Source organism: Synechococcus sp. ROS8604, from assembly GCF_014279655.1.
Lineage (GTDB): Bacteria > Cyanobacteriota > Cyanobacteriia > PCC-6307 > Cyanobiaceae > Synechococcus_C.
In genome coordinates this window covers 2671814-2696297 of record NZ_CP047946.1, presented here as the reverse complement: position 1 = coordinate 2696297, position 24484 = coordinate 2671814, and the positions used below count along the sequence as shown (strand labels likewise).

General features: G+C 57.5%; 27 protein-coding genes. 18 read left to right on the top strand and 9 right to left on the bottom strand.

Annotation, left to right across the window (positions count from 1 at the left end):
• The first annotated feature begins 43 nt into the window (after window positions 1-43).
• The 6 genes from secE (at window position 44) to rplL (ending at window position 3511) form a co-directional block, all read left to right on the top strand.
• On the top strand, window positions 44-283 hold the full coding sequence (secE, locus tag SynROS8604_RS14600) for a preprotein translocase subunit SecE (RefSeq protein ID WP_115070922.1): 240 nt from the start codon (window positions 44-46) through the stop codon (window positions 281-283).
• A gap of 51 nt (window positions 284-334) precedes the next feature.
• Window positions 335-1003, top strand: a complete 669-nt coding sequence (gene nusG, locus SynROS8604_RS14595; RefSeq protein WP_115070923.1) for a transcription termination/antitermination protein NusG — start codon at window positions 335-337, stop codon at window positions 1001-1003.
• Between the two features lie 109 nt (window positions 1004-1112).
• A complete protein-coding gene (rplK, locus tag SynROS8604_RS14590) occupies window positions 1113-1538 on the top strand; it encodes a 50S ribosomal protein L11 (protein WP_048347448.1) in 426 nt (141 codons plus the stop codon).
• A gap of 76 nt (window positions 1539-1614) precedes the next feature.
• Window positions 1615-2322 (top strand): 50S ribosomal protein L1, encoded by a 708-nt coding sequence (gene rplA / locus SynROS8604_RS14585; protein WP_186544524.1) that lies wholly within the window; start codon window positions 1615-1617, stop codon window positions 2320-2322.
• Between the two features lie 225 nt (window positions 2323-2547).
• Window positions 2548-3075: a 50S ribosomal protein L10 gene (gene rplJ, locus SynROS8604_RS14580; RefSeq protein ID WP_186544523.1), complete on the top strand. Its 528-nt coding sequence runs from the start codon at window positions 2548-2550 to the stop codon at window positions 3073-3075.
• 49 nt (window positions 3076-3124) lie between these two features.
• Entirely contained in the window at window positions 3125-3511 is a 387-nt protein-coding gene (gene rplL, locus SynROS8604_RS14575) for a 50S ribosomal protein L7/L12 (RefSeq protein WP_186524078.1), read from the top strand.
• 280 nt (window positions 3512-3791) lie between these two features.
• On the opposite strand, the gene SynROS8604_RS14570 is transcribed toward rplL, so the two are convergent.
• Window positions 3792-4490 (bottom strand): DUF3747 domain-containing protein, encoded by a 699-nt coding sequence (locus SynROS8604_RS14570; RefSeq protein ID WP_186544522.1) that lies wholly within the window; start codon window positions 4488-4490, stop codon window positions 3792-3794.
• A gap of 62 nt (window positions 4491-4552) precedes the next feature.
• Between SynROS8604_RS14570 and SynROS8604_RS14565 the strand changes: the two genes are divergently transcribed.
• The 5 genes from SynROS8604_RS14565 to SynROS8604_RS14545 are packed head-to-tail and all read left to right on the top strand — an operon-like array spanning window position 4553 to window position 8894.
• On the top strand, window positions 4553-5335 hold the full coding sequence (locus SynROS8604_RS14565) for a ribonuclease H (RefSeq protein WP_186546039.1): 783 nt from the start codon (window positions 4553-4555) through the stop codon (window positions 5333-5335).
• Window positions 5336-5343: 8 nt separating this feature from the next.
• Window positions 5344-6522: a quinone-dependent dihydroorotate dehydrogenase gene (locus SynROS8604_RS14560; RefSeq protein ID WP_186546037.1), complete on the top strand. Its 1179-nt coding sequence runs from the start codon at window positions 5344-5346 to the stop codon at window positions 6520-6522.
• A 46-nt stretch (window positions 6523-6568) separates the two neighbouring features.
• On the top strand, window positions 6569-7468 hold the full coding sequence (locus tag SynROS8604_RS14555) for a hypothetical protein (protein WP_255445094.1): 900 nt from the start codon (window positions 6569-6571) through the stop codon (window positions 7466-7468).
• A complete protein-coding gene (locus SynROS8604_RS14550) occupies window positions 7465-8157 on the top strand; it encodes a PilN domain-containing protein (protein ID WP_186544520.1) in 693 nt (230 codons plus the stop codon). Before SynROS8604_RS14555 ends, SynROS8604_RS14550 begins: the two co-directional genes overlap by 4 nt.
• Window positions 8154-8894, top strand: a complete 741-nt coding sequence (locus SynROS8604_RS14545) for a hypothetical protein (protein WP_186544519.1) — start codon at window positions 8154-8156, stop codon at window positions 8892-8894. The genes SynROS8604_RS14550 and SynROS8604_RS14545 overlap by 4 nt, the downstream gene beginning before the upstream one ends.
• Window positions 8895-8969: 75 nt before the next feature.
• On the opposite strand, the gene SynROS8604_RS16290 is transcribed toward SynROS8604_RS14545, so the two are convergent.
• Window positions 8970-9476: a hypothetical protein gene (locus tag SynROS8604_RS16290; protein WP_370586526.1), complete on the bottom strand. Its 507-nt coding sequence runs from the start codon at window positions 9474-9476 to the stop codon at window positions 8970-8972.
• A 54-nt stretch (window positions 9477-9530) separates the two neighbouring features.
• Between SynROS8604_RS16290 and SynROS8604_RS14540 the strand changes: the two genes are divergently transcribed.
• On the top strand, window positions 9531-11297 hold the full coding sequence (locus tag SynROS8604_RS14540) for a type II secretion system protein GspD (RefSeq protein ID WP_370586525.1): 1767 nt from the start codon (window positions 9531-9533) through the stop codon (window positions 11295-11297).
• 31 nt (window positions 11298-11328) lie between these two features.
• On the opposite strand, the gene SynROS8604_RS14535 is transcribed toward SynROS8604_RS14540, so the two are convergent.
• The gene (locus SynROS8604_RS14535; protein ID WP_370586524.1) at window positions 11329-12135 is read right to left on the bottom strand and encodes a pentapeptide repeat-containing protein; all 807 of its coding nucleotides are present in this window, start codon (window positions 12133-12135) and stop codon (window positions 11329-11331) included.
• A 108-nt stretch (window positions 12136-12243) separates the two neighbouring features.
• Between SynROS8604_RS14535 and SynROS8604_RS14530 the strand changes: the two genes are divergently transcribed.
• Window positions 12244-13365, top strand: a complete 1122-nt coding sequence (locus SynROS8604_RS14530; RefSeq protein ID WP_186546033.1) for a histidinol-phosphate transaminase — start codon at window positions 12244-12246, stop codon at window positions 13363-13365.
• Here the strand turns inward: SynROS8604_RS14530 and SynROS8604_RS14525 are convergent.
• Window positions 13326-14402 (bottom strand): glycosyltransferase, encoded by a 1077-nt coding sequence (locus tag SynROS8604_RS14525; RefSeq protein WP_186544517.1) that lies wholly within the window; start codon window positions 14400-14402, stop codon window positions 13326-13328. The genes SynROS8604_RS14530 and SynROS8604_RS14525 overlap by 40 nt on opposite strands.
• A 59-nt stretch (window positions 14403-14461) precedes the next feature.
• Between SynROS8604_RS14525 and SynROS8604_RS14520 the strand changes: the two genes are divergently transcribed.
• Complete coding sequence (locus tag SynROS8604_RS14520) at window positions 14462-15214, top strand: hypothetical protein (protein ID WP_186544516.1); 753 nt, start codon at window positions 14462-14464, stop codon at window positions 15212-15214.
• Here the strand turns inward: SynROS8604_RS14520 and SynROS8604_RS14515 are convergent.
• Window positions 15211-16110 carry an NAD(P)-dependent oxidoreductase gene (locus SynROS8604_RS14515; protein WP_370586592.1) on the bottom strand — a complete coding sequence of 300 codons (900 nt, stop codon included), beginning with the start codon at window positions 16108-16110 and terminating at the stop codon, window positions 15211-15213. The two genes, SynROS8604_RS14520 and SynROS8604_RS14515, sit on opposite strands and share 4 nt — an antisense overlap.
• A 186-nt stretch (window positions 16111-16296) precedes the next feature.
• Here SynROS8604_RS14515 and SynROS8604_RS14510 point away from each other — a divergent pair, with 186 nt between their 5' ends.
• Window positions 16297-16719, top strand: coding sequence for a hypothetical protein (locus SynROS8604_RS14510; protein WP_186544515.1), 423 nt, complete (start codon window positions 16297-16299; stop codon window positions 16717-16719).
• Between the two features lie 30 nt (window positions 16720-16749).
• Here the strand turns inward: SynROS8604_RS14510 and pgk are convergent, their stop codons facing one another.
• Window positions 16750-17958 (bottom strand): phosphoglycerate kinase, encoded by a 1209-nt coding sequence (gene pgk / locus SynROS8604_RS14505; protein WP_186544514.1) that lies wholly within the window; start codon window positions 17956-17958, stop codon window positions 16750-16752.
• A 90-nt stretch (window positions 17959-18048) separates the two neighbouring features.
• Here pgk and SynROS8604_RS14500 point away from each other — a divergent pair, with 90 nt between their 5' ends.
• From SynROS8604_RS14500 to SynROS8604_RS14490, 3 genes are read left to right on the top strand one after another with little or no spacing between them, the layout of a single operon-like run.
• Window positions 18049-18432, top strand: a complete 384-nt coding sequence (locus tag SynROS8604_RS14500) for a universal stress protein (RefSeq protein WP_186544513.1) — start codon at window positions 18049-18051, stop codon at window positions 18430-18432.
• A complete protein-coding gene (gene ylqF / locus SynROS8604_RS14495) occupies window positions 18429-19307 on the top strand; it encodes a ribosome biogenesis GTPase YlqF (protein WP_186546029.1) in 879 nt (292 codons plus the stop codon). The genes SynROS8604_RS14500 and ylqF overlap by 4 nt, the downstream gene beginning before the upstream one ends.
• Complete coding sequence (locus SynROS8604_RS14490) at window positions 19304-20308, top strand: RluA family pseudouridine synthase (protein WP_186544512.1); 1005 nt, start codon at window positions 19304-19306, stop codon at window positions 20306-20308. Before ylqF ends, SynROS8604_RS14490 begins: the two co-directional genes overlap by 4 nt.
• Window positions 20309-20316: 8 nt before the next feature.
• Here the strand turns inward: SynROS8604_RS14490 and SynROS8604_RS14485 are convergent, their stop codons facing one another.
• The 3 genes from SynROS8604_RS14485 to SynROS8604_RS14475 form a co-directional block, all read right to left on the bottom strand.
• Window positions 20317-21975 carry a cellulose binding domain-containing protein gene (locus SynROS8604_RS14485; RefSeq protein WP_186544511.1) on the bottom strand — a complete coding sequence of 553 codons (1659 nt, stop codon included), beginning with the start codon at window positions 21973-21975 and terminating at the stop codon, window positions 20317-20319.
• Between the two features lie 185 nt (window positions 21976-22160).
• Window positions 22161-22856, bottom strand: a complete 696-nt coding sequence (locus tag SynROS8604_RS14480) for a response regulator transcription factor (protein WP_186544510.1) — start codon at window positions 22854-22856, stop codon at window positions 22161-22163.
• Complete coding sequence (locus SynROS8604_RS14475; protein ID WP_186544509.1) at window positions 22853-24466, bottom strand: ABC transporter ATP-binding protein; 1614 nt, start codon at window positions 24464-24466, stop codon at window positions 22853-22855. Before SynROS8604_RS14475 ends, SynROS8604_RS14480 begins: the two co-directional genes overlap by 4 nt.
• Between the last annotated feature and the right edge of the window lie 18 nt (window positions 24467-24484).

Here is a 24484-nt window from a genome sequence, read left to right as displayed (position 1 = left end):
ACGTGCCCAAGGCACCGGCGTCAGTTCCGGCATCGCAAGATTCGTGACCAGCCCTACCTCCGAGGACACCGAAACAGCCTCCCCGCAAACACCGGCTGAAACAGGCCGAAGGGGTGGTTTTTTAGCTGCCACCTTCGAAGAGCTCAAGCTGGTGGTTTGGCCCAGCCGTCAGCAGCTATTCAGCGAATCAGTGGCTGTGATCTTGATGGTGAGCCTCTCGGCCGCGGCCATTTCAGCCCTCAGTCGTTTCTACGCTTGGGCCGCCTCTCAGGTGTTCCTTTGATCTGTTGCTTTCACAGCAGATCGCCTTTGTCCCAACTTTTTGTCCGCATCCGTGTCTGACCTCGATACCACCCAGCAGGAGAGCACCGAGGTGCTTGATCTGCCAGCACCCAATGAGGGAGAGGAAGGCACGCTTGAGTCGATGCCTGCACGCACATCGGTCGCCCGTTGGTATGCGGTTCAGGTGGCTTCCAGTTGTGAGAAAAAGGTCAAGGCCACTCTCGAGCAGCGTGCCGTCACCCTTGGGGTGAGCAATCGCATTCTTGAGATCGAAATTCCCGAGACTCCGGCGGTGAAAGTCAAAAAGGATGGCAGTCGTCAATCCACCGAGGAGAAGGTGTTCCCCGGTTATGTGCTCGTCCGGATGGTTCTGGATGAAGACACGATGATGGCGGTGAGAAGCACGCCAAATGTCATCAACTTTGTGGGTGCTGAAGATCGTCGTGCCACGGGTAAAGCCCGTGGTCACATCAAGCCCCGCCCCCTTAGTCGTCAGGAGGTGGACCGTATTTTCAAGCGCGCAGCCGAGAAGAAGACCGTCGTCAAAGTCGATCTCGCAGAGGGCGATCAAATCCTTGTGACCGCGGGCCCTTTCAAAGACTTCCAAGGCGAGGTCATCGAAGTGTCTGGGGAACGCAGCAAGCTCAAAGCCTTGTTGTCGATCTTTGGTCGAGAAACCCCAGTTGAGCTTGAGTTCTCTCAAATCAGCAAACAAAACTGATTGATTCGGCGGCCGTCTCCTGCGGAGGACGGCCTTATGAAATGGTTCGCCATTTCGCCGCACCGCCCCCCGAGGTCGGTGATCCGCAGATGTTTAACTCCGCTTGCCGATGGCCAAGAAAGTCGTAGCTGTGATCAAGCTGGCCCTTCAGGCCGGCAAAGCCAACCCCGCACCACCGGTGGGTCCTGCCCTCGGTCAGCACGGGGTCAATATCATGGCGTTCTGCAAGGAGTACAACGCTCGTACCCAGGACAAGGCCGGATACGTGATTCCGGTTGAAATTTCGGTTTTCGAAGACCGCAGTTTCACCTTCATCACGAAAACCCCTCCTGCCTCGGTTCTGATTACCAAGGCCGCTGGAATTCAAAAGGGTTCCGGTGAGTCCGCTAAGGGCAGTGTTGGCTCCATCAATCGCTCCCAGCTTGAGGAGATCGCCAAGACCAAACTTCCCGACCTCAACTGCACCAGTGTTGAATCGGCGATGCGCATCATTGAAGGCACCGCCCGCAACATGGGTGTTGCCGTTAGCGACTGAACGCCTTGTGTTCGTTGTTTGTTCCGTTCACTGATTTCGGGGGAGGCCTCAGTGCCGTTCGAACCCCACACCTGTCATGCCAAAACTTTCCAAACGCCTGGCCAGCCTCGTTACAAAAATCGAGGACCGTGCCTATTCACCTCTTGAAGCCATTCAATTGGTCAAGGAGAACGCCAACGCCAAATTTGACGAAACCATGGAGGCGCATGTGCGCCTTGGGATCGATCCCAAATACACCGACCAGCAGCTGCGTACAACAGTCGCTCTTCCACAAGGAACGGGTCAAACCGTCCGCATCGCGGTGATCACCCGCGGTGAAAAAGTTGCTGAGGCCAAGGCCGCCGGCGCTGAACTCTCCGGTGATGAGGACCTTGTGGAGGCCATCTCCAAGGGCGAAATGAATTTCGACCTTCTGATCGCGACCCCGGACATGATGCCGAAGGTGGCCAAATTGGGTCGTGTTCTTGGTCCACGGGGCTTGATGCCTAATCCCAAAGCCGGAACGGTAACCACCGACTTGGCTGGAGCGATTCAGGAATTCAAGGCAGGCAAGCTTGAATTCCGTGCTGATCGCACCGGAATTGTCCACGTCCGCTTTGGCAAAGCAAGTTTCACGGCTGAGGCCTTGTTGGAAAACCTCAAGACCTTGCAGGAAACCATTGATCGCAACAAGCCCAGTGGCGCGAAAGGTCGTTACTGGAAAAGTTTGTATGTCACATCCACGATGGGACCTTCTGTCGAAGTTGATATTGCTTTGCTGCAGGATATCGAGCAGGAAGCTTGAACACAGTGATGTAAATTTATGGACTGGCACTAGCCAGTCCACGGGCACGCGCCCGGCCTAAGACAGCAGGTTGTTCCATCTCAACAGCGTTGAGCATGTTTCATAAGTCCTGCCGAGGTAAATGCGACGATTTTTTCCCATTGGATTGGATCGACACGCGGCCTCGTCTCCCTCTGGAGCCCTGAAACGTCCGCGTGTCCAGCTTGTTCCTCCGATCTAATCCCTATGGGCCGCACTCTGGAGAGCAAGCAACAGATCGTCGAGGAGCTTAAACAGCTTCTTGGCGAGGCCGAAATGGCACTGGTCCTGGATTATCAGGGCCTCTCCATCAAGGAAATGTCTGATTTGCGGACTCGTCTGCAGGCCAGCAACGGCGTTTGCAAGGTGACTAAAAACACCTTGATGCGTCGTGCCATTGATGGTGACAGTGTCTGGTCAAGCCTCGACTCTCTTTTGAGTGGCACCAACGCCTTCATCCTTGTTAAGGGTGATGTCGGCGGTGCTTGTAAAGCTCTGCAAGCTTTCCAAAAAGAGACGAAAAAATCCGAGACCAAGGGCGGCCTTTTCGAAGGCAAGCTTCTGTCTCAGGATGAGATCAAAGCTATTGGGGAACTTCCTTCCAAGGAAGCGCTCATGGCCCAGATCGCAGGCGCCATCAACGCAGTTACCACCAAGGTTGCTGTGGGTGTCAACGAGGTTCCATCCGGTCTTGCAAGAGCGCTCAAGCAGCACGCCGATAGCGGCGAAAGCTGAACGTCTTCGACCTCACTTTTTTTTCCTGATCTGTTGCTGATTCCCAATCATGTCTGCAAAAACCGACGAAATTCTTGAATCACTGAAGACACTCTCATTGCTTGAAGCTTCCGAGCTTGTCAAGCAAATCGAGGACGCTTTTGGTGTGTCTGCTGCTGCATCTGCTGGTGTAGTGATGGCTGCTCCTGGCGCTGCCGGTGGTGGTGAAGCGGCTGAAGAGAAGACCGAATTTGATGTTGTGCTGGAAAGCTTTGATGCTGCCGCCAAGATCAAAGTGCTCAAGGCTGTTCGCGAAGCCACAGGTCTCGGCCTGGGCGATGCCAAGGCCATGGTCGAGGCTGCTCCAAAGGCCATCAAGGAAGGTGTCTCCAAGGATGACGCTGAAGCCTTGAAAAAGGCCATCGAAGAGGTGGGTGGCAAGGTCACCATCAAGTGATCTGTTGGAGCCCTTGCTTCTAAGCAACAGGGCTCTATCCCTCCAATCATCCCTAGCCGGTTCTCTGAACCGGCTTTTTTGATGGCCTCCAGCCTGCGGCTTTTGCCCATAAAAAAAACCTGCCAAAGGCAGAGTTTTTAAAGAACAACGCATTCAGGAGTCTTTCCTTGTTTCGACCCTGAAGAGGCGAACAGCACTCCTCACAATTGGAACCTAAGCAGATTTGCTTGGTTGGGGTGATGGCAGGTTGTCGCTCATCCAACTGTCCCTGATGCTTTGTTTAAGGGCGGAATGGAATCACTTCAAGGGGGATGGGCCCCTTCCCGGCGTAGCTGGATGGGGATCGTGGTGCCCTTGGCGCTTGGGCCACTGTCGCCATCCGAACCGAACGGCTTGGACGATTTGAGGCCTTTGCTCGCAATTGATTGAGCGATTCACTGTTGGCGAAATACACGTGGCTCAGGGTTCGCCCCTGATAGGCCCGACGCTCCAGTTGCCAACCTGGTTCCAGTTTGAGTTTAACGAAAGCATCTTTGTTGCGTCTGGCTTGTCGGGCCCTGGCTACGACGACTGCTGTGCTGCGGTTGGGGTCCAGGGCGTGAAGCTCCAGCCCCCGTTGTCCTTGTCGAAGGCGTAAGCGAACCGATTTTTGTGTGTCTTCTCCTGCCGTGCGCAGTGAATATCCATTGCTATCGAGATAGCGGCTGCAAATGCCCGTGAAGTCAAAGCTGTTCAACGATGGTTCAACCAATCCATCGGCTTGATCTTTCCAACAAAGAGGACGGGCTTTGATCTGCTCAAGCACCAACAGTTTCCAGCTGTCACGACCAACGGCGCGGGCCAGGATCGCAAACTGCTCTTGGTTGAGGGGCTTGCTGTCAAATAGCGATCGGGTCCCCCCTGGCAAGGCAGCGGAGCTGGCCCCCAGGATCAGGGCTGTTCCAGTCAAAAGGAGCCGCCGGAGGTAGGTTCGCCGCATAAACGGGGGCTCCAAAGTGGAGAACAACGACCTGTTGTACCGAACATCCGGTGGTGGAATCAATGGCTGATGGACCTGATGGACGTGGTCGCGTCGTGGCAGCAGCGACGGATGGTGCCTGCAGTGGCAACCCAGGGCCTGGTGGCTGGGGTGCGTTGATTCGTTTTGAAGACGGGAGTGTGGAGGAATTTGGCGGTGCGGATCCGGCCACGACCAACAACCGGATGGAGTTACAAGCTGCACTTGCCACGTTGCAACGCCTGGCTGAATTACCGCTTCATCCCGATCTCACGCTGCGCACCGACAGCAAATATCTGATCGACGGACTCGGCAGTTGGATGGCCGGTTGGAAGCGCAAGGGCTGGCGGACTGCGGCAGGCAAGCCAGTGCTCAATCAGGATCTCTGGCAGGCGTTGGATCAGGCTCGGCTTGCTGAGGTGCCACTCCGCTATGTGAAAGGCCACAGCGGAGACCCTGACAACGACAGGGTGGATCAAATTGCCGTGGCCTATTCCAAAGGACGGAAGCAAGCTCCTCCATCTCCATCTCCATCTTCTGGTTCATCGAAATCGTCTGGTTCAGCGAAAGCTGCTCCACATCAGGCCTCGGTCGATCCAGCTCCGGTGTCTCTGCAGAAGCTCCTCACACGAATGGAACTGGCGGATCGCCTGGCATCCGGAGGGTATGCGTTAACGGCTGTGGAGTTGGCTCAGTTGGTGGAGCAGCCCCTCAATCGTTTGTCAGAACGTCAAGGTTCTTGGCGATGGCGTGACTGGCTGGTGGAGCCTGTAGGGAGTGATCGTTGGCGGTTGCGACGCGATCCGTCAGGATCGAAACAGACCTAGGAGCCCAGATGGCTGATGCGTCATCCCCCGGGGTGTTATCCACCGCCGGTTTTTATCGGCGCTGGTTGGGCCCGCAATTGTCCCGGGATGATGGGGTGGACGCCGAACAGCTCAGCCAAACGGCGCTGCAGGCTCTCGCTCAGGTGAGCTTGCGCCGTCGTTGGCCTGGGATCTCCTCCGTGCTGGATGGTGTGACCACGGAGCTTCAGCGTCGGGATCTGCGACTCGAGCAAGTTCTGTTTGGCTGTCGATTCAGCAATCCAGTGGGTTTGGCGGCGGGGTTCGATAAAAACGGAGTTGCAGCTGGGGTTTGGGATTGCTTTGGGTTCGGATTTGCCGAAGTGGGCACCGTCACTTGGCATGGTCAACCAGGCAACCCCAGGCCCCGCCTGTTTCGTTTAGCCGCGGAACGGGCTGCTCTGAACCGTATGGGGTTCAACAACAACGGTGCTGAGGCGATGCAACGCACCCTTGAGCGGCAGGCGTTGCCGGCGCCAGGTCATCGCCCAGCGGTGCTTGGGATTAATTTCGGGAAGTCGAAACTCACGCCTCTGGACCAGGCCCCTGATGACTACGCCGCGTCATTGGAATGTCTGGCGCCCATGGCGGACTACGCCGTGATCAATGTGAGCTCTCCCAACACTCCTGGCTTGCGAGATCTGCAGGATTCAACCCAATTGCGTCGTTTGGTTGAGCGCTTGCGTCGGCTGCCCGCTTGCCCGCCCCTGCTGGTGAAGATTGCGCCGGATCTTGAGGACGATGCCATTGATGGCATCGCTCGATTGGCCTACGAGGAGGGTTTGGCCGGTGTGATTGCTGTGAACACCAGTCTGGATCGACTGGGCTTAGGCCAGCGGCTGATCGTGCAGACCGGCCGCACCCTCGCAGAAGAGGCGGGTGGCCTCAGCGGGGACCCTCTGCGTCATCGCGCTGTAGAAGTGATTCGGCGACTGCGTGCCAGTGCCGGTCCGGCTTTGCCGTTGATTGGTGTGGGGGGGATCTCATCGGCCGAGGCGGCCTGGGAACGCATCGCTGCTGGAGCATCCCTCGTGCAGCTTTACACCGGTTGGATTTTTGAAGGTCCTGATTTGGTTCCACGCATCCTTGAGGGTTTGATCAGCCAGCTCGATCTCCATGGCTTTCGCCATCTGAGTGAGGCGATCGGAAGCGGCGCGCCCTGGAAGTAGTCGATACGCTTCCTGCACATCCTTCAGACGCATCGAGGAGCAGAACTTGGAGCTGGCTGATCTGCGCGATCGCTTCCCTGCCCTTGATGGCCTGTTGGTTCGGATCATCGGCTTCTTCGCGCCACGGCGTGTGGTTCTTGCTGCTTCTGATCGTGTTCTCAGTTTGGCGTGGTGGGATCAGGGTGAGCAGCAAATCATTCATCTCGATCTTCCCCCCGATCTCTGTGCAAAGGGGGTGCCCTTCCAACGCCAAGTGCTGGCTGACATGGTTGCCGACCTTTTGGTGGAACAAGGTGTGGCGCCGGTCACTGTGGATCTGGAACTGTTGTTGCCTTTTCCGAGTTGTCATTGGCGATTGCTGGAAGGTGCCCCTGGTCTGGAAGATGCCATTTCGCTTCGTGCGATTGCGCCTGAGATGAAGTGGCCGCTGCAATGGACGGAGTCTTACCTCGCTTTGACCTCGTTGAAAGACAAGGAGATGGCGATGGTGGTGGGAGTTGATCGCCTGACCTTGCAGGCTTGGATCGATACGGTGGCATTAGCAGATCTCAATCTCTGCCAAGCGGAGTGGCTGTTGGTTGCTGCTTGGCGAGCACTGCAGGCTCTCAACGCACCCCTCAAAGGAGAGTGGGCCTGGCTGATTGAGTCGGAAGGGGTTTGGCGTTTTGTGTTGCTGTGCGATGGCCTGCCGGAGTTGGATGTTGGCTTGCAAGCCACGCAGCTTCCGTCCATCAGAGAGGAGGTGCTGTTCCTGCTCGAGGCATGGGATCAGAAACAACGGCAGGCTGGTGCAAGGCGCAGCTGGTGGATTACGGCAGGGCCAAGATGGAAGGGACGTTGGGCGGAAGGTCATGGTGCTGGTCTCCAAGGCCCGCTTGTTTCAGATGGTGAGATGTCACTGCTTCAGTTGGCCTTGAAGGCTCCTCCCGCGGAGATCGCAGCGTGAGGGGACAGGCAGGAGCCCCTGTTGATTTGCTCCGGGAGCGGCGCATCGAGTTGGGTTTGCCTGCTCAGCCCGCCCCGTTTGTTCCCACCCGCCTTTTGTTGCGTCGAGGTGCGTTGCTGGGTGGGGCTGTGTTGTTAGTGAGTGGAGCCATCACCGCAGCTGTGAACTGGCGGGGACAGCAGCAACAGCAGCAGCTGAAGTTGCTTGAGCCGGTCGCACAACGTGTCACGGCTGCAGAAGCACAGTTGCGGCGGCTGAAGACTAAAACCACCGCGGTGAACAAGAAAACCGATGTATTCGCGCAACAGCTGGTGGCGTTCCCCGGTGGATCTCCTCTGTTGGAGCAGCTCAGACGCATTACGCCTGAGGGCATTCAATTGCAGGAGCTGTTGGTTGGTGAGGCGCAAATCAAATTGCTGGGCTGGGTACAGATTGGAAAGACTCCAGGTCCTTTGGAACGCATCAATGCCCTTGTGCTCTCCCTGTCTCAACTGCCCATCACCCGAGAACAGGGCGTCGAGGTGACCAAGATCACGAGGGAGGACGGGGATGATCCTGCTGTGACCTTCAGCGTGGATTGGGCGCTCAATCCGAAGGTGCGCTTATCCCTGATTCAGCTTCAGGATTTGGAGGCTATCGGCTTGGCCTATCGATATCGACTCCTCAAGCGACGTGGGGTGAGCTTGTGACGAATCTGATTGGTAGTGGGAGTCCATGGCAAAAGCATGTCACTCGTCAACGGGTGTTGGTTGGTGCCCCATTGCTGATGGGTGTCTTAGTAGGTGCCGGGCTGTTTGCAACTTTTGGACTTCCCCATTGGTTGGCATCATCGGAACGGACGCGTCGGATCGCTGCGCTCAAAGTGCAGCAGCAGTCACTTCTCTTGATTGCCGCTCGGGTCAAGCAAGAGCAACAAAAGCTTGTGTTGGCGCAACAACAGCAAGATCTGGTGGTGAACTTGGTGGCGGGTCGCGGCGAGATCGAGACCTTCCTCACCCAGCTGAGTCGTACGGCGGCTGAGACTGGTGTGGTGATTGAACGTTATGAACCGGTCCCAGATGCACCTGTTGTGACTGATTCTCCCCGACAAGAAAACAAAAAAGGGGACGCTGGAGGTGAAGATGATGCTCCTTCTGATTTGAAGGGATATGAGAAAACGGCGGTGCTGCTGCAGGTGCGTGGACCTTATGTAGGGGTTCTGCAGTTCTTGCGTGCCATGGAGACATTGGAACTCCTAGTTCAGCCCAGTGATCTTGAGCTCAAGGCAGTCCCGCTAGAGACCAAGGCTGAAGGGGGTCCTGAGGGACCTCCGTTGACCGATCTCAAGCTCAGGTTGAGCTTTTTTGACAAGACAACGGATGGGGATCCGGACGCAAAGGAGCCCGTGGAATCGGAGGCTCAGTCCAGGGTCAGGGCACCATCCTGAATCAATTCAATGCTGCTTTTTAGGGCTGGCTCCTAAGGGTTTCGCTCGATACCATCCGCCCATAGTGTTTGTGAATCAGGCGTGGGCATGCCCTCGAGACCCTCCCGGCTGATTCCATTGGCGTTGATTGGCAGCCTTGCACTCGCTGAGTGTGATGTGGTGTTCGGGCTCGGAGGTGCTGGGGTGATCAGGGCTCAAAGCCAGGGCTCCATGAACTTGCGCTTGCGCCGCGGCAATGAAGGCGTGGAACTTGTCATTGAAGGAGTTGGAGATCAGCCCGTTCTGCAGCAGCGCCTGAACGGCTCCGTTTGGGAGGGGCGTTTGCAGACACAAGGCGAGCCCGGGGTGCGCAATGGTCAGGTCCGCCTCTCCGACCGTGCCGTTGGGATTGAGTCCGCCACGTTGGTCGGTAGCGGCAGCACCTATGAACTCAAACTGAAGCCAGTGGCTGGAAGGCCTTTGCAGGATCCGCTGGTCAGCGCGGATGGCCGCAATCTGATCCTCACCTTTTCCGGGTTGGGGGCAGCTCCCACGCTTCAGACGGGACGCCTCAACCTGAACACGCCGGGGCGTGTGCCTCAAACGCAGTACGCCCCCCCTCTGCGCCCGCGCGCCGTTGCGCCTCCTTTAGGCGATATGGCAGTGGGGACGATGGTGCTGCAGAACCGTAGCTTTGTGAATGTGAGCGGGCCGCCGGTGACACTCACACTCAACAATGCTCCAGCTAAAGATGCCTTGATGGCTTTGGCAAGGTTGGGTGGTTATGGCTTTGTCTATGTGGCTGATGAGTCTGATTCGGGGTCTGCCCCCAGTGCCGCTGGCAATGTGCGGACCGTTTCCATGTCCTTCCACCGTGAGAGTTATGCCAGAGCCTTGAATGGGGTGTTACTGGCCTCTGGGTATCAGGGCAAGCTCGACGGGCGGACTTTGTTGGTGGGAACTGCGGTGTCTGCCAAGACCTTTGGGCCGCAGGTGTCAAAGATCTACAGGCTCAATCAGGCAAGTGCGACATCGGCAGCAGATTATTTGGCAAGCCTGGGTGCTTCAATCAGCAAGGTGATCACGACGCGATTAACGTCACAGGAAACAGCTTCAACAGGGACCCCAGCCAATAATACGGCTAACTCCACGGCCAGTACAACAACACTCAGTAATGTTGAAACCTATGGAGCATCAATCGGCCCTTTGCGAGGATTAACTGGAACCACCGATTCGCGTCTACAGACGATCACTTTGGTGGGGGATTCCAGGCTTGTTGCGATTGGGGAAAGTTACCTGAAGCAGATTGATCTGCGCCAGAGGCAAGTGGCTTTGACCGTGCAAATCCTTGATATCAGCCTTGAAAACGACTCTGAAATTGATAACAGTTTTGCGTTTCGAACTGGTAATACTTTTATAGTCAATAATGATGGGCAATTGCTGGCCAACTTTGGAGCTTATAAACCGCCAGGAAGCGACGCCGGTGGATTGCCTAGTACTTATACAGGATTAGAGCGTACCACTCCTGTAACGGGAACCGGATCTGTTAATGATGCAGGTGTATTTGTAGATGAACCTAAAGGGTCCTTCCCTTTGCCCGGATCTAATTCTGATGTACTTGGAGTGCGCGGGTTTCCGGCACGACCAAAATTTGGTACGGAGCGAAATCCTTTGCAGCCAGGTGTTAATGAAATTGATGATGATGGAAAGCTTACATATGAATCTCCTACCCTGTTCCAGTATCCTCAGAACCAATTTTTTGATTTTCTAAGAGCGCAAATTACCTCTTCTTCGGCCAAGATTCTTGCTAATCCAACTCTGATCCTGCAAGAGGGTTCTAGTAAAACTTCTGGAACTGATGATGCCCCAATTTCAAATGATGGCAAGATTGGTCGAGAAAATAGCAACGAGGCTTTGGTCAGGGTTGGCACTGAGCTTGTTACTAGCTTTGACCTGTTGAAAGATGAACAGGGGAATTTATTCTGTTCTCCTAATTTAGATAATGCGGGACTTACTTTTGGCGCCCGTGTTGAAAAAATTGATGACAACGGATTCGTTTCTTTTTCGTTGTCTCCGGAAATCTCGGCTGCTGTTGGTATTCAAACTGGAGGAAATTGTGGTGATATTACTACAATTAACAAGCGGTCTCTTGATACTGGTACGGTGCGGGTTCGTGATGGCCAAACGTTGATCTTGACTGGAGTTATTTCGGATTCTGATGTTCAAGCAGTCAGAAAATGGCCAATTCTTGGTGACTTGCCGTTGATTGGACAGTTTTTCCGTAATTCCTCTGGAGATCGAACGAAGAACGAATTAGTGATTCTCGTGACCCCTCGAATCATCAATGACGAGCAGGGAGGTCGCTTTGGTTACGGTTACAGGCCAAGTCTTCCTGCAGCCAGGCAAGTGATGAGCAGTTTTTAGGGGGAAGTTGAATCATTGCTTCTCCCCAATGTCAAAGGCCTAACCCCAGTGGAATCAGTGCCTTGGCTGCCAATGGGGCAAGCATCTTGAACCCATTGATGGTTCCTTCCAGAAGCTGATTGCCGAGACCGTTGCCAGCTTTTTGCTCTGTTGGTTCGAACCGGCGCGTGCTGATTGAATCGGCAGCGTTGTAGAGCTGGTTGGCCCAGGCATCGGCCCCTTGTTGTTCATACAAGACGGCGGCGTAACGGAAGTCCTGCTCCGCGAGCTGGTCTTTGGCCTGTTCGCTGCGGCTGATCCCTCGTGCCACCCAGCTCAGGGGCTCCTCTGGGGTGCGCAGGATCGCTGCACTGAACAGCTGTTCAGCCTCAGACCAACGGCCAGATTGCGAGGCTTCCACCCCGGCGTTGTGCAGAGCGGCATGGCTCTGCATCGCTCGGTTGATTCCTGTTGCGCCCTGCCAGTGGGCTTCCTCCAAAGCGTTTGGACTCAGCCGGGCACCACTGAGATCGGCATCGCGCAGGTCGGTGCCATGCAAGACGCTGCCTTCGAGATTGGCGCCACGGAGGGAAGCCCCGCGCAAGCTGGTGAAGCTGAGATTGGCCCCGCTCAAGTCAGCCCCATCCAATTGGGCTTCGCCGAGATTGGCTCGCTGCAAGCGCGCGTCCCTTAGGTCGGCATCGCGTAGATCGGCATGCACAAGGTCGGCATCGGCCAGACGGCAGTTGCGGCACTCACCGTCCTCGAGCACTTTGATGAGATCGTCCATGTTCTCGGCATGCACAGGGATGGCGATCAGCCATAAACCCAGCAAGGGCATCCAGCGGGACGGGTTCAACACGTGAACTTGCTTGGTTGTACTGCGTTGTATCGGCCTTCTTGGTCTACGTCGACCTTGGCTCCGAGAGGAGTCGGGGCAGGATGGGTGAATCCAGCACCAGCCGGCGTGAGTAACCGCCTTCCTCCCCATGGAGGCAATCTCAGCCAGGAAGCCCAGCGGCTGGGGATGCAGCCCTCCCAGCTGCTGGATGCCAGCGCTTCCTTGGTGCCATTTCGTCCCCCTCGCGCTCTGCGTAGGGCTCTCGCCTCTGCCATTCAGGGTCAGGCCCTGCGTGATTATCCCGACCGCTCTCAGGCTGATTTGCGCTCGGCGATCGCCTCATGGCATGGGCTGGATCCTGAGCAGGTGCTGGGAGGGAATGGGGCCGCGGAATTGTTCACCTGGGCGGCTCGTGATGCCACCGCCGCTGGGCTCAGTGTTCTGCCACAGCCTGGATTTGCCGACTATTCCCGCGCTTTGGCCTGCTGGGGTGGCGCGATAAAGCAGCAGCCTTTGCCTTTGGAGTGGGGCGATGGTTGGCCGCAACCCTTCCCGTTGGCTGCCTTAAGCGAGGCGAGCGATGTCATCTGGATCACCAATCCTCACAACCCCACCGGTCAGCTTTGGAGCCGTGCTTCGTTGGAACCCTTGCTGGCTCAATACGAGCTGGTGATCTGTGATGAGGCCTTCCTGCCCCTGGTGCCAGGGGGGGAAGATCAGTCGTTACTGCCCTTGGTGGCAGACCACCCCAATCTTGTGGTGATCCGCAGTCTCACGAAATTGTTTGCGATTGCGGGTTTGCGTCTTGGCTATGCCGTGGCGGCACCCGATCGTCTGCAGCGATGGCATGGATGGAGAGATCCCTGGCCGGTGAATGGCTTGGCGATTGCGGCTGGAGTGGCTGTGATGAACGACCCAGTTGGCTTGCAGCGTTGGCAAGGCCGCGTTCAGCAGTGGGTGCAACAGGAAGGCACGTGGTTTCGGGCACAACTCGATGCCATTCCTGGAGTCAAGCCTTACCCCTCAGCTGCCAACTATCTGTTGATTCAAGGAGAGCAGTCCTTGCTGGAGCTGCGCGAGCAGCTTGCGCAACAGGGCGTTTTGCTCCGGGATTGCCGATCCTTCCAATGTCTGGGGGAGTGTTGGCTGCGGATTGGCTTGCAAGATCGGCGAGGCAATCAACGCATCCTTCGCGCGCTCCAGCGTGCTCAGGCCAACAGGGCTTGGAGCAGGGCCACCAGCTTCTGATCCGCATCCTCCACGCCAAGTTCCCGCATGGCCTGCCCCATCTCGGGCAGTGGATTAGCGCCTGAATCGCCTCCCTGCAGTTTGGATCCGAGCAGGCGCCAAACCGTGTCGCGAAGAGTCGTCTCGCTCGGGTCGTGTTGATGCACGATCACGGCAGCGGCGATGGCGGCTGCACACACAGCGTTGGCGTCTTGATGGCGATCGGCGGCTTGGGGGAAGGGCACCAGCACGGTGGGTGTTCCGCTCACGGCAAGTTCGCTCAAGCTGCCTGCACCGGCTCTGCTGATGGCGAGGTCGGCGTGTTGGAGCAGGGCCGGAATCTCATCACTGAACCGTCGCTCCACCAGCAAGGGGTGTGCGATGCAACCCACGTCGGGGTCATGGCTGCCGGTGAGATGCACGATGCGGCAGCCGCCATTGAGCAGGGAGGGAAAAATCACGCGCGTCATCCGATTCAGCCCCAGAGCGCCTTGGCTGCCGCCAATCACCAAAAGCAGGGGGCCGTCGCCCTGAGGCACCCACTCCGGTAGGGAGTGTTGCTGGAGAAAAGCAGCCCGAACCGGGGTGCCGGTCACCACCGCTCGGCAGCCAGGGATGCGTGGTGCGGCCGCTTCAAGCCCCACGGCAACGCGGGTGCAAAAGCGTCCCAGCAAGCGTGTGACCCGGCCGGGAATGGCATTGGATTCGTGAAGCACCACGGGGATCCCGCACCATCGCGCTGCCAAAATGGCTGGTGCAGCGATGTATCCGCCTGTGGTGAAGACCGCATCAATGCCTTCCCGTTGGATCAGGCGGCGGATGCCGCCGCTGGCGGCCAGCAATTGGATCAGTTGGATCAGTTTGCGCAGTCCTCGACCTTGCAATCCACCGGCTTTGACGGTGGTGAGGGGGTAGCGGCCTGGGACCAGGCTTGTTTCCAGGCGGTCGGGAACGCCCACCCAACGCACGCTCCATGGCTCCGGCAGGGCATCCGCAACGGCAAGGGCCGGAAACAAGTGCCCTCCGGTGCCGCTGGCAGCAACTAGAAGCCGAGGCATGAGGACGAGCAGGATGAGAAAGAGCGACTTAACTTAAAGGCACTCAGGGGTTGTCTTTCATGTCTCGGGCTCTCCGTGCCTCGTTGGTGTCATTTCTGCTTGGCTCCGCTCTGGCACTCCCCTTGTCCGGGCGGGCTGTGACCCAAGCTCCGTTTGATTTGAGTGAGCGGTTGGAAACCGCCCTCAATCAGTCAGAGGGAAATGTTGCCGCGTTGAAGTCTCTGTTTACGCCGGAGCAATTCGCTGGCCTGGAGGAGCGTTATCGCCTGTTCAGCAGCCGTTTCCCTCAGCTGAATTGGTCGGTGAGGCCCGGCACTGCCACCTCAGATGGTCGCTCGACCATGCGGATTGCCGTCAGCGGGAGACGCCAGCAGGATGGCTTGAGTTTTTCCTTTTATGCGAATCAGCATCTCGCGGTGACCACGGACAGCGGCTTGATTACGAATCAGGAAATTCTGAGCGATCAATCGGTCATGACCACTGCCAAGGAGTCTCTGCCGATCAGCTTGCTCATTCCCGACAGTGTGCTCACCGGCAGTCGCTATGACGTTGATGTTGTGGTGGACAAGCCCTTGGGTGATGCACTGTTGGCGGGTGGTTTGATCGCCCTCACCCCTGAGCAGGTGTTGGGGCAAGAAAGTCCAGATATCCAGCTTAAGCCTCTCGGCGGGGGCGGCTTATTTAAGTCAGTGCAAGCTCCATTGCAACCCGGCATCCAAACGTGGGCAGCGTTGTTGGTGCACCCAGAGGGTGTGGTGAGCGTCAGCAAGCAGGTGCGCGTTGTCGATGACAAACGCCAGCTCCAGCCTTAATGGGGATCAGCTGGGTAGCAACGCCTTAGCGCGGACACATCGGCGTTTCCGAGCCCCTGTTGCATGAGTTCCGACTCTTGTTCCAGGACGCGTTGCGTGATGGGGAGTTCCAACTGCTGCTCCTTGGCGGCCTCCAGCGCGATCTTGAGATCTTTGTGATGGAGTGCGAGCTTGAAGCCGAGCGGGTAGTGATCCGCAAGCATCGCGGCTGAACGATGTTGCAGGGCCCATGACCCCGCGGCTCCGTGCTGCAGGGCGGTCACCACCTGGTGCATGGGCAGCTGGAGATGTTGCCCCAGGGCGATGGCTTCTGCCACAGCGGCATAGCTGCCGGCCACCAGCACCTGGTTCACCGCTTTGACCTGTTGGCCGCTGCCAACGGGCCCGAAGTGATGAATCGAGCCACCGATCACCTCCAAGAGCGGCCTGGCCTGCTCCAGTGCCATGGCTTCGCCACCACAGAGCACGGTGAGGTTGCCGGCTTTGGCGCCTTCCGTTCCTCCGGTGACAGGCGCATCGATGTAGTGCACGTTGCGTTCCGCGAGCCGTTTCGCCATCGCTTCCGCTGTGGCTGGCGCGATCGTGGAGCAATCGATCACCAAGCTTCCTGGTGCGAGGGCAAAGCCTGCTCCGTGCTCTCCCCATAGCACCGCTTCCACGGCGGCGTCATCGCTGACGCAGAGCAATAGGGCTTGGCAGCCGCCGGCGGCTGCGGCGGGGGAGGCACAGCAGACAGCCGCTGCTGAGGAGTCACCTGCTTGCAGGCTTGGATCGCTCTCTGCGATGCGGCTGCGGGTGTGCACATGAAGCCTGTAGCCGGCTTCGCGCAGGTTGATCGCCATGGGTAACCCCAGAGCGCCGAGCCCCACCATGGCCACCGCAGCAGGCGAATTCATAGGCGCATGGTTGGTCGACAGCTGATTCATTTTTCCAGGCATCGCATCCAGGCATCGCATCCGCGCATCGCAGTGGAGCGGCATGATCAAGCGTCCTGGTTAGATCCGGTCATGCTTGAGGCCCATTTTGGTCAGACTTTGACGGAATCTTGCTTTCAGGATGAATGCGTTGTGTGAATGATTCCCATGGTTACGCCTAAGCATTGGAAGCGGTATCTGGTCATCCCTTGTGCCGCGTTTGCCGCCGCCGCTCTCCACCCCGCTACGGGATGGGCTGAGTCTCCAATGAAGTCGCGCGCGGCTCGATTAACACTTACGGATGCGCAAAAGCAGCAGCTTTTTGAGGCACGGCGCCGCTGGGAGTTGAGCAGTTTTGATCAGCAAAAGGCTTTGTTGGCAGCCAAGCAACGATGTATTCAATCGGCCAACACCATCGATGCCTTTCGGGTGTGTCAGCAGGAGCAACGCCAAGGCCGACGTGAATTATTTGAGGAGGCACGCGCTGCCATGACGGCTGAACGGCAGCGACTGGGACTTCCTCCTATGCCAGAGCGGCGAAGATTACAAAAAAAAGGCCGCTCCAATTGGAACGGCCCTGAATTCAGCTGATCGATCAGCTGATTGGTGTAGTGGTTTGAATCAAGCGGCGTCGTCCAGTGCGGCGACGCCGGGAAGCACCTTGCCTTCCAGCAGCTCGAGGCTGGCGCCACCACCGGTGGAGATGTGAGACATCTTTTCGGCCAGGCCTGCTTTCTCAACGGCAGCAACGGAATCGCCACCGCCAATGATCGTGCAGCAGCCTTTCCCGCTGAGTTCAGCCAGGGTTGTGGCAATGGCATTCGTTCCAGCCGCGAACTTGTCGAACTCGAAGACGCCCATCGGGCCATTCCAGATCACGGTTTTGCAATCAGCTAGGGCAGCTTGGAACACCTTGATGGCATCAGGGCCGATGTCGAGGCCCATCCAGCCGTCGGGAATCGCTGTGACGTCTGCCACTTGGCTGTTGGCATCAGGAGCGAAGTTGTCGGCAAGCAACACATCGGTGGGAAGCAGCAGCTCAACGCCTTTGGCCTTGGCTTTGGCTTCCAATTCCTTGGCCAGTTCCAGCTTGTCTTCTTCAACGAGGCTCTTGCCGACAGCCAGACCGCGTGCTTTGTAGAAGGTGAAAATCATGCCGCCGCCGATCAGCACCTTGTCGCACTTGTCGATCAAGGCTTCAAGGACGCCGATCTTGCTGCTCACCTTGGAGCCACCAACGATGGCGGCCAAAGGACGCTTGGGCTCATCCACGGCACCCTGGAGGTACTGAAGTTCCTTCTCCATCAAGAAGCCAGCCACCGATGGCTTGAGGAACTTGGTCACGCCTTGTGTGGAGGCATGGGCGCGGTGAGCAGCACCAAAGGCGTCGTTCACATAAACGTCGGCGAGGCCGGCGAGCTTCTCAGCGAAGGCGGGATCGTTCTTTTCTTCTTCTGAGAAGAAGCGCACGTTCTCGAGCAACACCACGTCGCCGTTGCCCATGGCGCCCACCTTGGCTTCCGCATCAGGTCCGATGCAGCTGTCGGTCTTGGTCACAGGCTTGCTGAGCAGCTCGCTAAGGCGTGCCGCTACTGGGGTGAGGCGCATCGCGTCGTTGACCTGACCCTTGGGGCGGCCGAAGTGTGCCGCGAGGATTACCTTCGCGCCTTTGCTGATCAGGTCGTTGATGGTTGGCAGTGCTGCACGAATGCGGGTGTCGTCTGTGATGGCACCGGCGTCGTTCAGAGGCACGTTGAAGTCGACCCGCACGAGAACGCGTTTTCCGCTCAAGTCGCCGGTATTCAGTTTTGCCAGGGAACGCTTCGCCATGTGGTTATGTCGTGAGGTGTGAAATCGGGGCGAGATTAACCCGATTACGCGCTAGCACTGCAAAAGAGGGGTACTACCGGAGCTGGCCCAATGTTCGAAACCGTCTTATTTCCCGTTGATCACAGCCGAGAAGCTCTGGAAGCGGCGAGCAAAGCTCTGGACTTGGCACGCAGTCACAACAGCCGGCTGATCCTGTTGTCCGTGGTTCAGTCCGAGCGCCCTGAGATGCATGACCATGCAGTGGTGGCAACGCTATTGGCCGAAACCAAAGCCCGCTTTGAGCAGGTTGGGGTGCCCTGTGAGGTGGTGGAGCGTGAGGGGATGCCAGCGTTTGTGATTTGCGACGTGGCAGACGAGTTGAATGTGGATGTGATTGTGATGGGCACCCGCGGCGTGAATCTTGAAGCCGAGAGCGGCAGCACGGCAGCGCGTGTGATTCAGCTCGCGCCTTGTCCAGTTTTGGTGGTGCCGTGAAAACACCTCCAATTCAGTGGTATCCAGGGCACATTGCTAAGGCGGAACAGCAGCTCAAGCGCAACCTCGACAAGGTGGATTTGGTGATTGAGGTGCGTGATGCCCGTATCCCTCTTGCCACCGGACACCCCCATCTCGACCGTTGGTTGAAAGGGAAGCAGCATTTGCTGGTGATCAATCGACGCGACATGGTCACGACTGCGGCATGGGAGGCCTGGGATCAGTGGTTCAAGGTGCAGGGGCAGCGCACGGTTTGGTGTGATGCCAAGGCCGGTACCGGGGTGAAGCTGGTGCAGCAGGCGGCAATTCGGGCTGGACATCAGCTCAATGAGAGGCGGAAGACTCGGGGGATGCGCCCGCGGGCGGTGCGCGCCCTCACCCTCGGCTTTCCCAATGTGGGCAAGTCGGCCTTGATCAATCGGCTGGTCAAGAAAAAGGTGGTAGCGAGTGCCCGCCGGGCCGGTGTGACGCGCACCTTGCGCTGGGTGCGGCTTGGTCAAGACTTGGATTTGCTCGATGCTCCTGGCGTCTTGCCACCTCGTTTGGATGATCAACGGGCGGCGCTGCATCTTGCCCTCTGTGATGACATCGGCCAAGCGGCCTATGACGGCGAGTTGGTGGCTCAGGCGTTCTTGAGAATCTTGATTGATGCGCAGGGACGGGAGGCTTCCGGGGTTGTGCTGTCCGTCCTTGAACAGAGGTATGGCACTCCGGTGTCTGGGCAGACCGCTGATCCAGCGTTTTGGCTGGAGGCCACAGCCGAACGCCATACCTCTGGGGATACGGCACGAATGGCACAGCGTTTGCTGGATGATTTCCGACGTTCGCTGTTGGGTTCGATCTCTTTGGAATTACCGGAACAGGGGGAGTCTTGAGCGGACAGGGCCAAGGGTTTGAGCGCCCCCCTTTGCCTGAGGAAGTGTTCACGGATGGATTCGGAGAGGGGGAAGGAGAACTCGTCACCCTTACGTATTCCAAACCACTTCCGATGCGTTTGGACCGCTGGCTCGTGAGTCAGCGGTCTGAGCAAAGTCGGTCTCGGATTCAAAAGTTCATTGATGCCGGTTACGTGCGCGTGAATGGCAAGACGGGGAAGGCCAAAACCCCCTTGCGCAACGGAGATCAAGTGCAGCTCTGGATGCCACCGCCAGAGCCGCTTCCCTACCTCAAGCCCGAGCCGATGGAGCTCGATGTGCTGTTTGAAGACGAGCACTTGATTGTGATCAACAAGCCGGCTGGACTCACGGTGCACCCGGCTCCTGGGAATAAGGATGGAACCCTGGTGAATGGTCTCCTGCATCACTGCCAGGACTTGCCGGGAATCAGCGGCAAATTACGGCCTGGGGTGGTCCATCGCCTCGATAAAGACACAACGGGCTGCATCGTGGTGGCGAAATCCCAGGAGGCGTTGGTGCGTCTGCAGGCGCAGATCCAACAAAGGATTGCTTCCCGCGAGTACTTGGCTGTGGTGCATGGGGTGCCACATGGAGAGTCGGGAACGATCCTTGGAGCGATTGGCCGTCATCCTGTGGATCGCAAAAAATATGCGGTGGTGAGTGATGAAAGCGGTCGCTACGCCCGCACGCACTGGACCCTCCAAGAGCGGCTTGGCGATTACTCCCTGTTGCGCTTCAAGCTCGATACGGGACGCACGCACCAGATCCGCGTGCATTGCGCCCACATCAATCATCCCGTGGTGGGAGATATCACCTATAGCCGTTGCAGGAAACTGCCGGTGGAGCTTCCTGGGCAAGCCCTGCATGCCTTCCAGTTGGGCCTCGATCATCCGATTACGAAAGAGCGGATGTTGTTTGAAGCCCCAACGCCTCCTGTGATGGAGAAACTGTTGAACGTGCTGCGGAGAAGGAGCAATTAGAGGACCACTTAAAGGAGCGCGAGCTCTGTGCCAGGGGCCATCAGCAGTTCGGATGTGAGAGACGAATCCCCGCTGAGGTCCTCTCCGCTCAACGCATTGAACCCCACCGTCATGCTTTGCCCAGCGGCGAGCGATTGCGCCCAATCAGCCCCTGTGAGCTCGTAGCGGTAAAGGCCGTCTCCAAGCTCTTGCGTAGAGACATCAACCCCCCAAGATTCTCCGTAAAATTGATGCGTGCTGATGAAACTCACCCCCCAATCGTCGGTTGATTGATTGCTTTGATTGGTCACGTTCAGTGAGGCGGTGAAGCCACCCTCCCAAAGATCACCACTCACCTGAATCTCCAGGGGAGAGCCAGTGAGAGGATCCGGTTGCACAGTTCCGGGATCAGAGGGTGAGGGGTTAAGGGAAGAATTTGAATCGGTTGAGACAATCAGTGGTGTGGTTCCAGAAAGATTGTTTAGGTTCTCTGAGAGTGGATCTCCCAGCTCAACAATGCCTTGGTAATAGTTGATCACAGTGTTGTCGCTGACATCGAGGGCCGGCCACTGAGGCCAGTCAAAGGTGTCATTCATAAAGGGTTCGTTTTGATCCCATCCCAAAACTGTTAAATGATGAATATCGTGGGCAATAGCCACCCCTTCGATGCTAAGAAAGCCATGGGTTCTGGCATGCATCCAGCCGCCATAATGCGGCTCCATCTTGAGGGTATTGATGAAATGTTCTTCGAGTTGATTGGTTGTTAGATAAGTGGCAAATCCTTCATGGCCAAACTGTTCAACCATCTGCATGACGTCGCCACTGCTGCCCAACCGGGCCGTGCGTTGAATGTCGGCCAGAATTTGCGGGTCGTAAGACGCATCGGCGATCCAGCCCACCTTGGCTCCCTGCATGGCAAACCAAAGTCCAACCCCTTTGGTGTCATCACCCCAAGCCTGGGAGTTGTTCGTCAGACCCTGGGCGAATGCCCACTCACCAACCGCCTCAATCTCAACAACATCCAGGCCCGCAAAGGCACGCAAGCCGTTGTAGGCAACCATCGCTTCTGTCGTGATCGCTGTTCGCCCACCGACGAGTTCGTTGTGCTCGGAGTTGTGATTGGAGCCATGAAACGAACCCCAGGTGCTGATGTCGATGTAATCCCCAGAACTGGAACCATGGGGCATCTCGTGATCTCCCATGCCGTGCTCCGACATCGGTGACGCCATGGTTGACTCCATCGGTGACGTCATCGGAGGTGTTTCAAGAACTGGTTCAAGCCCTGGATTAGTCGTCGTGGCAGAACTCTCAGAGCTCACTTCACTTACCTGAGATATCACGGCTTCCGCGCTATCTGAGCCGAAGAGCATGGCCGCAGACAGTTCCCCTTCATTGCCTAGATCTGTGCCTTGGGTTCCATTGAATCCAATGGTGATCGACTCTCCAGCTGGAATCTTTTCTCCCCAGTCTTTTCCCGTCAGGGTGTAGCGGGTGAGGCCGTTGTCGAGAAGAACAGCACTGATCTCGGCTCCCCAAGGAGCGGTGTTGATGAGGTGGGGGCTATCAAAGCTGTAGCTCCAGCTCGAAAGATCTTGTGTGGATGTGTTGGTAAGCGTTATCTCAGCTGTGAAGCCTCCCCACCAGCGATCACCGCTGATGGAGGCTCGCAGGGAATGTGTGGATGGCATGGTTCTCGATATGGGGGAACGATGTCATCTCAGCTCTGAATTCCAACCAAGTTCTGACTCCTAAAGCAGAACCTGTGTCTGAATGTTTTCAGGGCAGAGATGGGTGGTTGTGCTTCCCCATTCCCGTCCGATTCGATCGGAATGACCATCCTGCAAATGGATGGTTTTGTTCCCCATTATTTGGTTTAAGGCAGCAAACCCAGACGGAAGGCTGTTGAGACAGCGCTGGCCCGATTGGAGACTTCAAGGCGTCGCATCACTTCACTCAGGTGATCGCGAACGGTGTTGGGCGTGATGTTGAGTTGGAGGCCAATTTCACGATTGCTGAGGCCTTCTGCCACCCAGTGCAAAATTTCCTGCTGGCGCTCCGAGAGTGGCTGGCCATCAGCGGGGTGGACGGACGGCTTGAGGTCTTGAAGTCTTGGATCCGTGTAGGTCTTGCCTTGTTGAACCGCCTCAAGCGCTTTGATCAGCGCACCCGTGCGTTCTTGGAGGCTGTTTTCATCAATGCAGGCGTCCGCATGGAGCTGTCGAGCCAGGCGTTGGGCGTTCACGCTGTTTTGGTTGAGCACCACGATGCAGCGATGATCAGGATCCAAGCGTTTGATGTCTCGGAGGAGATCGAGTCCAGATCCATCATTCAGCTGATCAGAGATCAAAACCAGATGGGGAGCCTGGGCTTGCTTGAGAACGCTCAGGGCCTCGTGTCTTGCTGAAAGAAAATGTCTGCTTTTCGCGCTGTCCATCCCAATCACCTTGGCCAGCTGCTGGAACATGAAGGTGTATGGGTACATGCACACCACGACGTCGATGTCATGGACGAGTGCCTTGATGCGTAAGACCCTTTTGGCATCACTGAGAGGATGCTGGCCGCTGCTCATGGGGTGCTGGTTGGCAGCAGTGGACAGGCTTCCACCAAGGTGCGGGTAATGGCCGCTTGCGGTTGATGGAGCAACCGATCTCCGGGGCCTTCTTCCACCACATGCCCGTGATCGAGCACGATCACGCGGTGGCAGAAGCCGCTCGCCACCGAGAGGTCATGGGTCACAAAAAGCATCGCCAGGCCGAGGTCATGCTGCAGACCTCTGAGCAGTGCCAGGACTTCGGCTTGGATCTCCGCATCGAGCATGCTCACGCTTTCGTCGCAGATCAGCACCTGCGGGTCTAAGGCCAGGGCGCGTGCAATGGCGACGCGTTGCTGCTGGCCACCAGAGAGTTGCTTGGGCAGTCGATTTTGAAAATGATCCGCTGGTGATAGTCCCACCAGCTCCAGGAGCTCCCTTGCCCGTTCTCGAGCGGCTGCCCGTGAGGCGAGTCCATGGATCAGCAGGGGGTCTGCGATGGCGTCGGCAACGCTGAGGGCTGGATTCAGACAGGCCAGCGGGTCTTGAAACACCATCTGAATGGTGCGTCGTGCTTGGCGTTCAGCGCTGCCGCGCAGTTGCAGCAGGTTCTGGTTTTGCAGCCAAACGTCGCCCCCGCGAATGGGCGTGAGTCCCATCAAGGCCCGGCACAGGGTGCTTTTCCCGCAGCCAGAGCCGCCGACCACTCCCAGTGATTCTCCGGATTGCAAGCTGAAGCTCACGCCATCCACCGCTTTCAGCCAGTTGGGAGACCAGGGCGGTCCGCCGAGGTTGTGCCAACAGCGCAAGCCTTCCACCTGCAGGACGGGGGTGCCGTCAGGTGTTTCCGGCGTATCGCCTCCCTCTCTGGCCCTGGCGGCGCTAACAAGCCGCTTGGCGATCTCGGATTGGGGATGGGTCAGCACCTGATCGCTGCTGTTTTGTTCCACAAGACGGCCCCCATCCAACACCGCCATGTCTTCGCACCAGCGGTTGGCCATGGCCAAGTCATGGGTGATGAGCAGCAGGGCGCTGCCCAGCTCTTCGCAGAGATTGCGCAGCACCGCCATCACCTGCCCCGCCACTGCCACATCCAGGCTGGTGGTGGGTTCGTCGGCGATCACCAGCGGTGGTGCCAGGGCAATGGCCAGGGCGATGGCTAAACGCTGGCGCATGCCACCACTGAATTCGTGGGGGTAGGCCTGAAAGCGCTCGGCCCCGATGCCTACCTGTTCCAGCAAGCTTTCTGCGCGGTCTTTCCGCTCGTGATGCCCCATGCCTGGCCGGTGAGCGGCCAAGGTGTCCAGGAGGTGGCCGCCCACGGTCATCAATGGATTGAGCCGCGTCATCGGGTCTTGAAACACCAGGCCCACCGCTTCCCCGCGCAGGGCGCGCAGGGCGGGCCGACTCAGTTGGCGTGGATCTTGACCATTCAGTAGGAGATCTCCTTCGCAGCAGCTCCCCGGAGGCAGCAGTTGCAAGGCCGCTCTTGCCACGGTGCTCTTCCCACATCCAGACGGACCAACGAGTGCCAAGCGATCTCCCGATTGCAGGCTGAGATCCAATCCATCCAGCGTCCAGGACGGACTTCCCGGGTAGCGCAGACGCAACTGATTCAGCGACAGAACCGTTCCTGGCGCGTTGGGCATGAAAGAAAGCACGGTGCC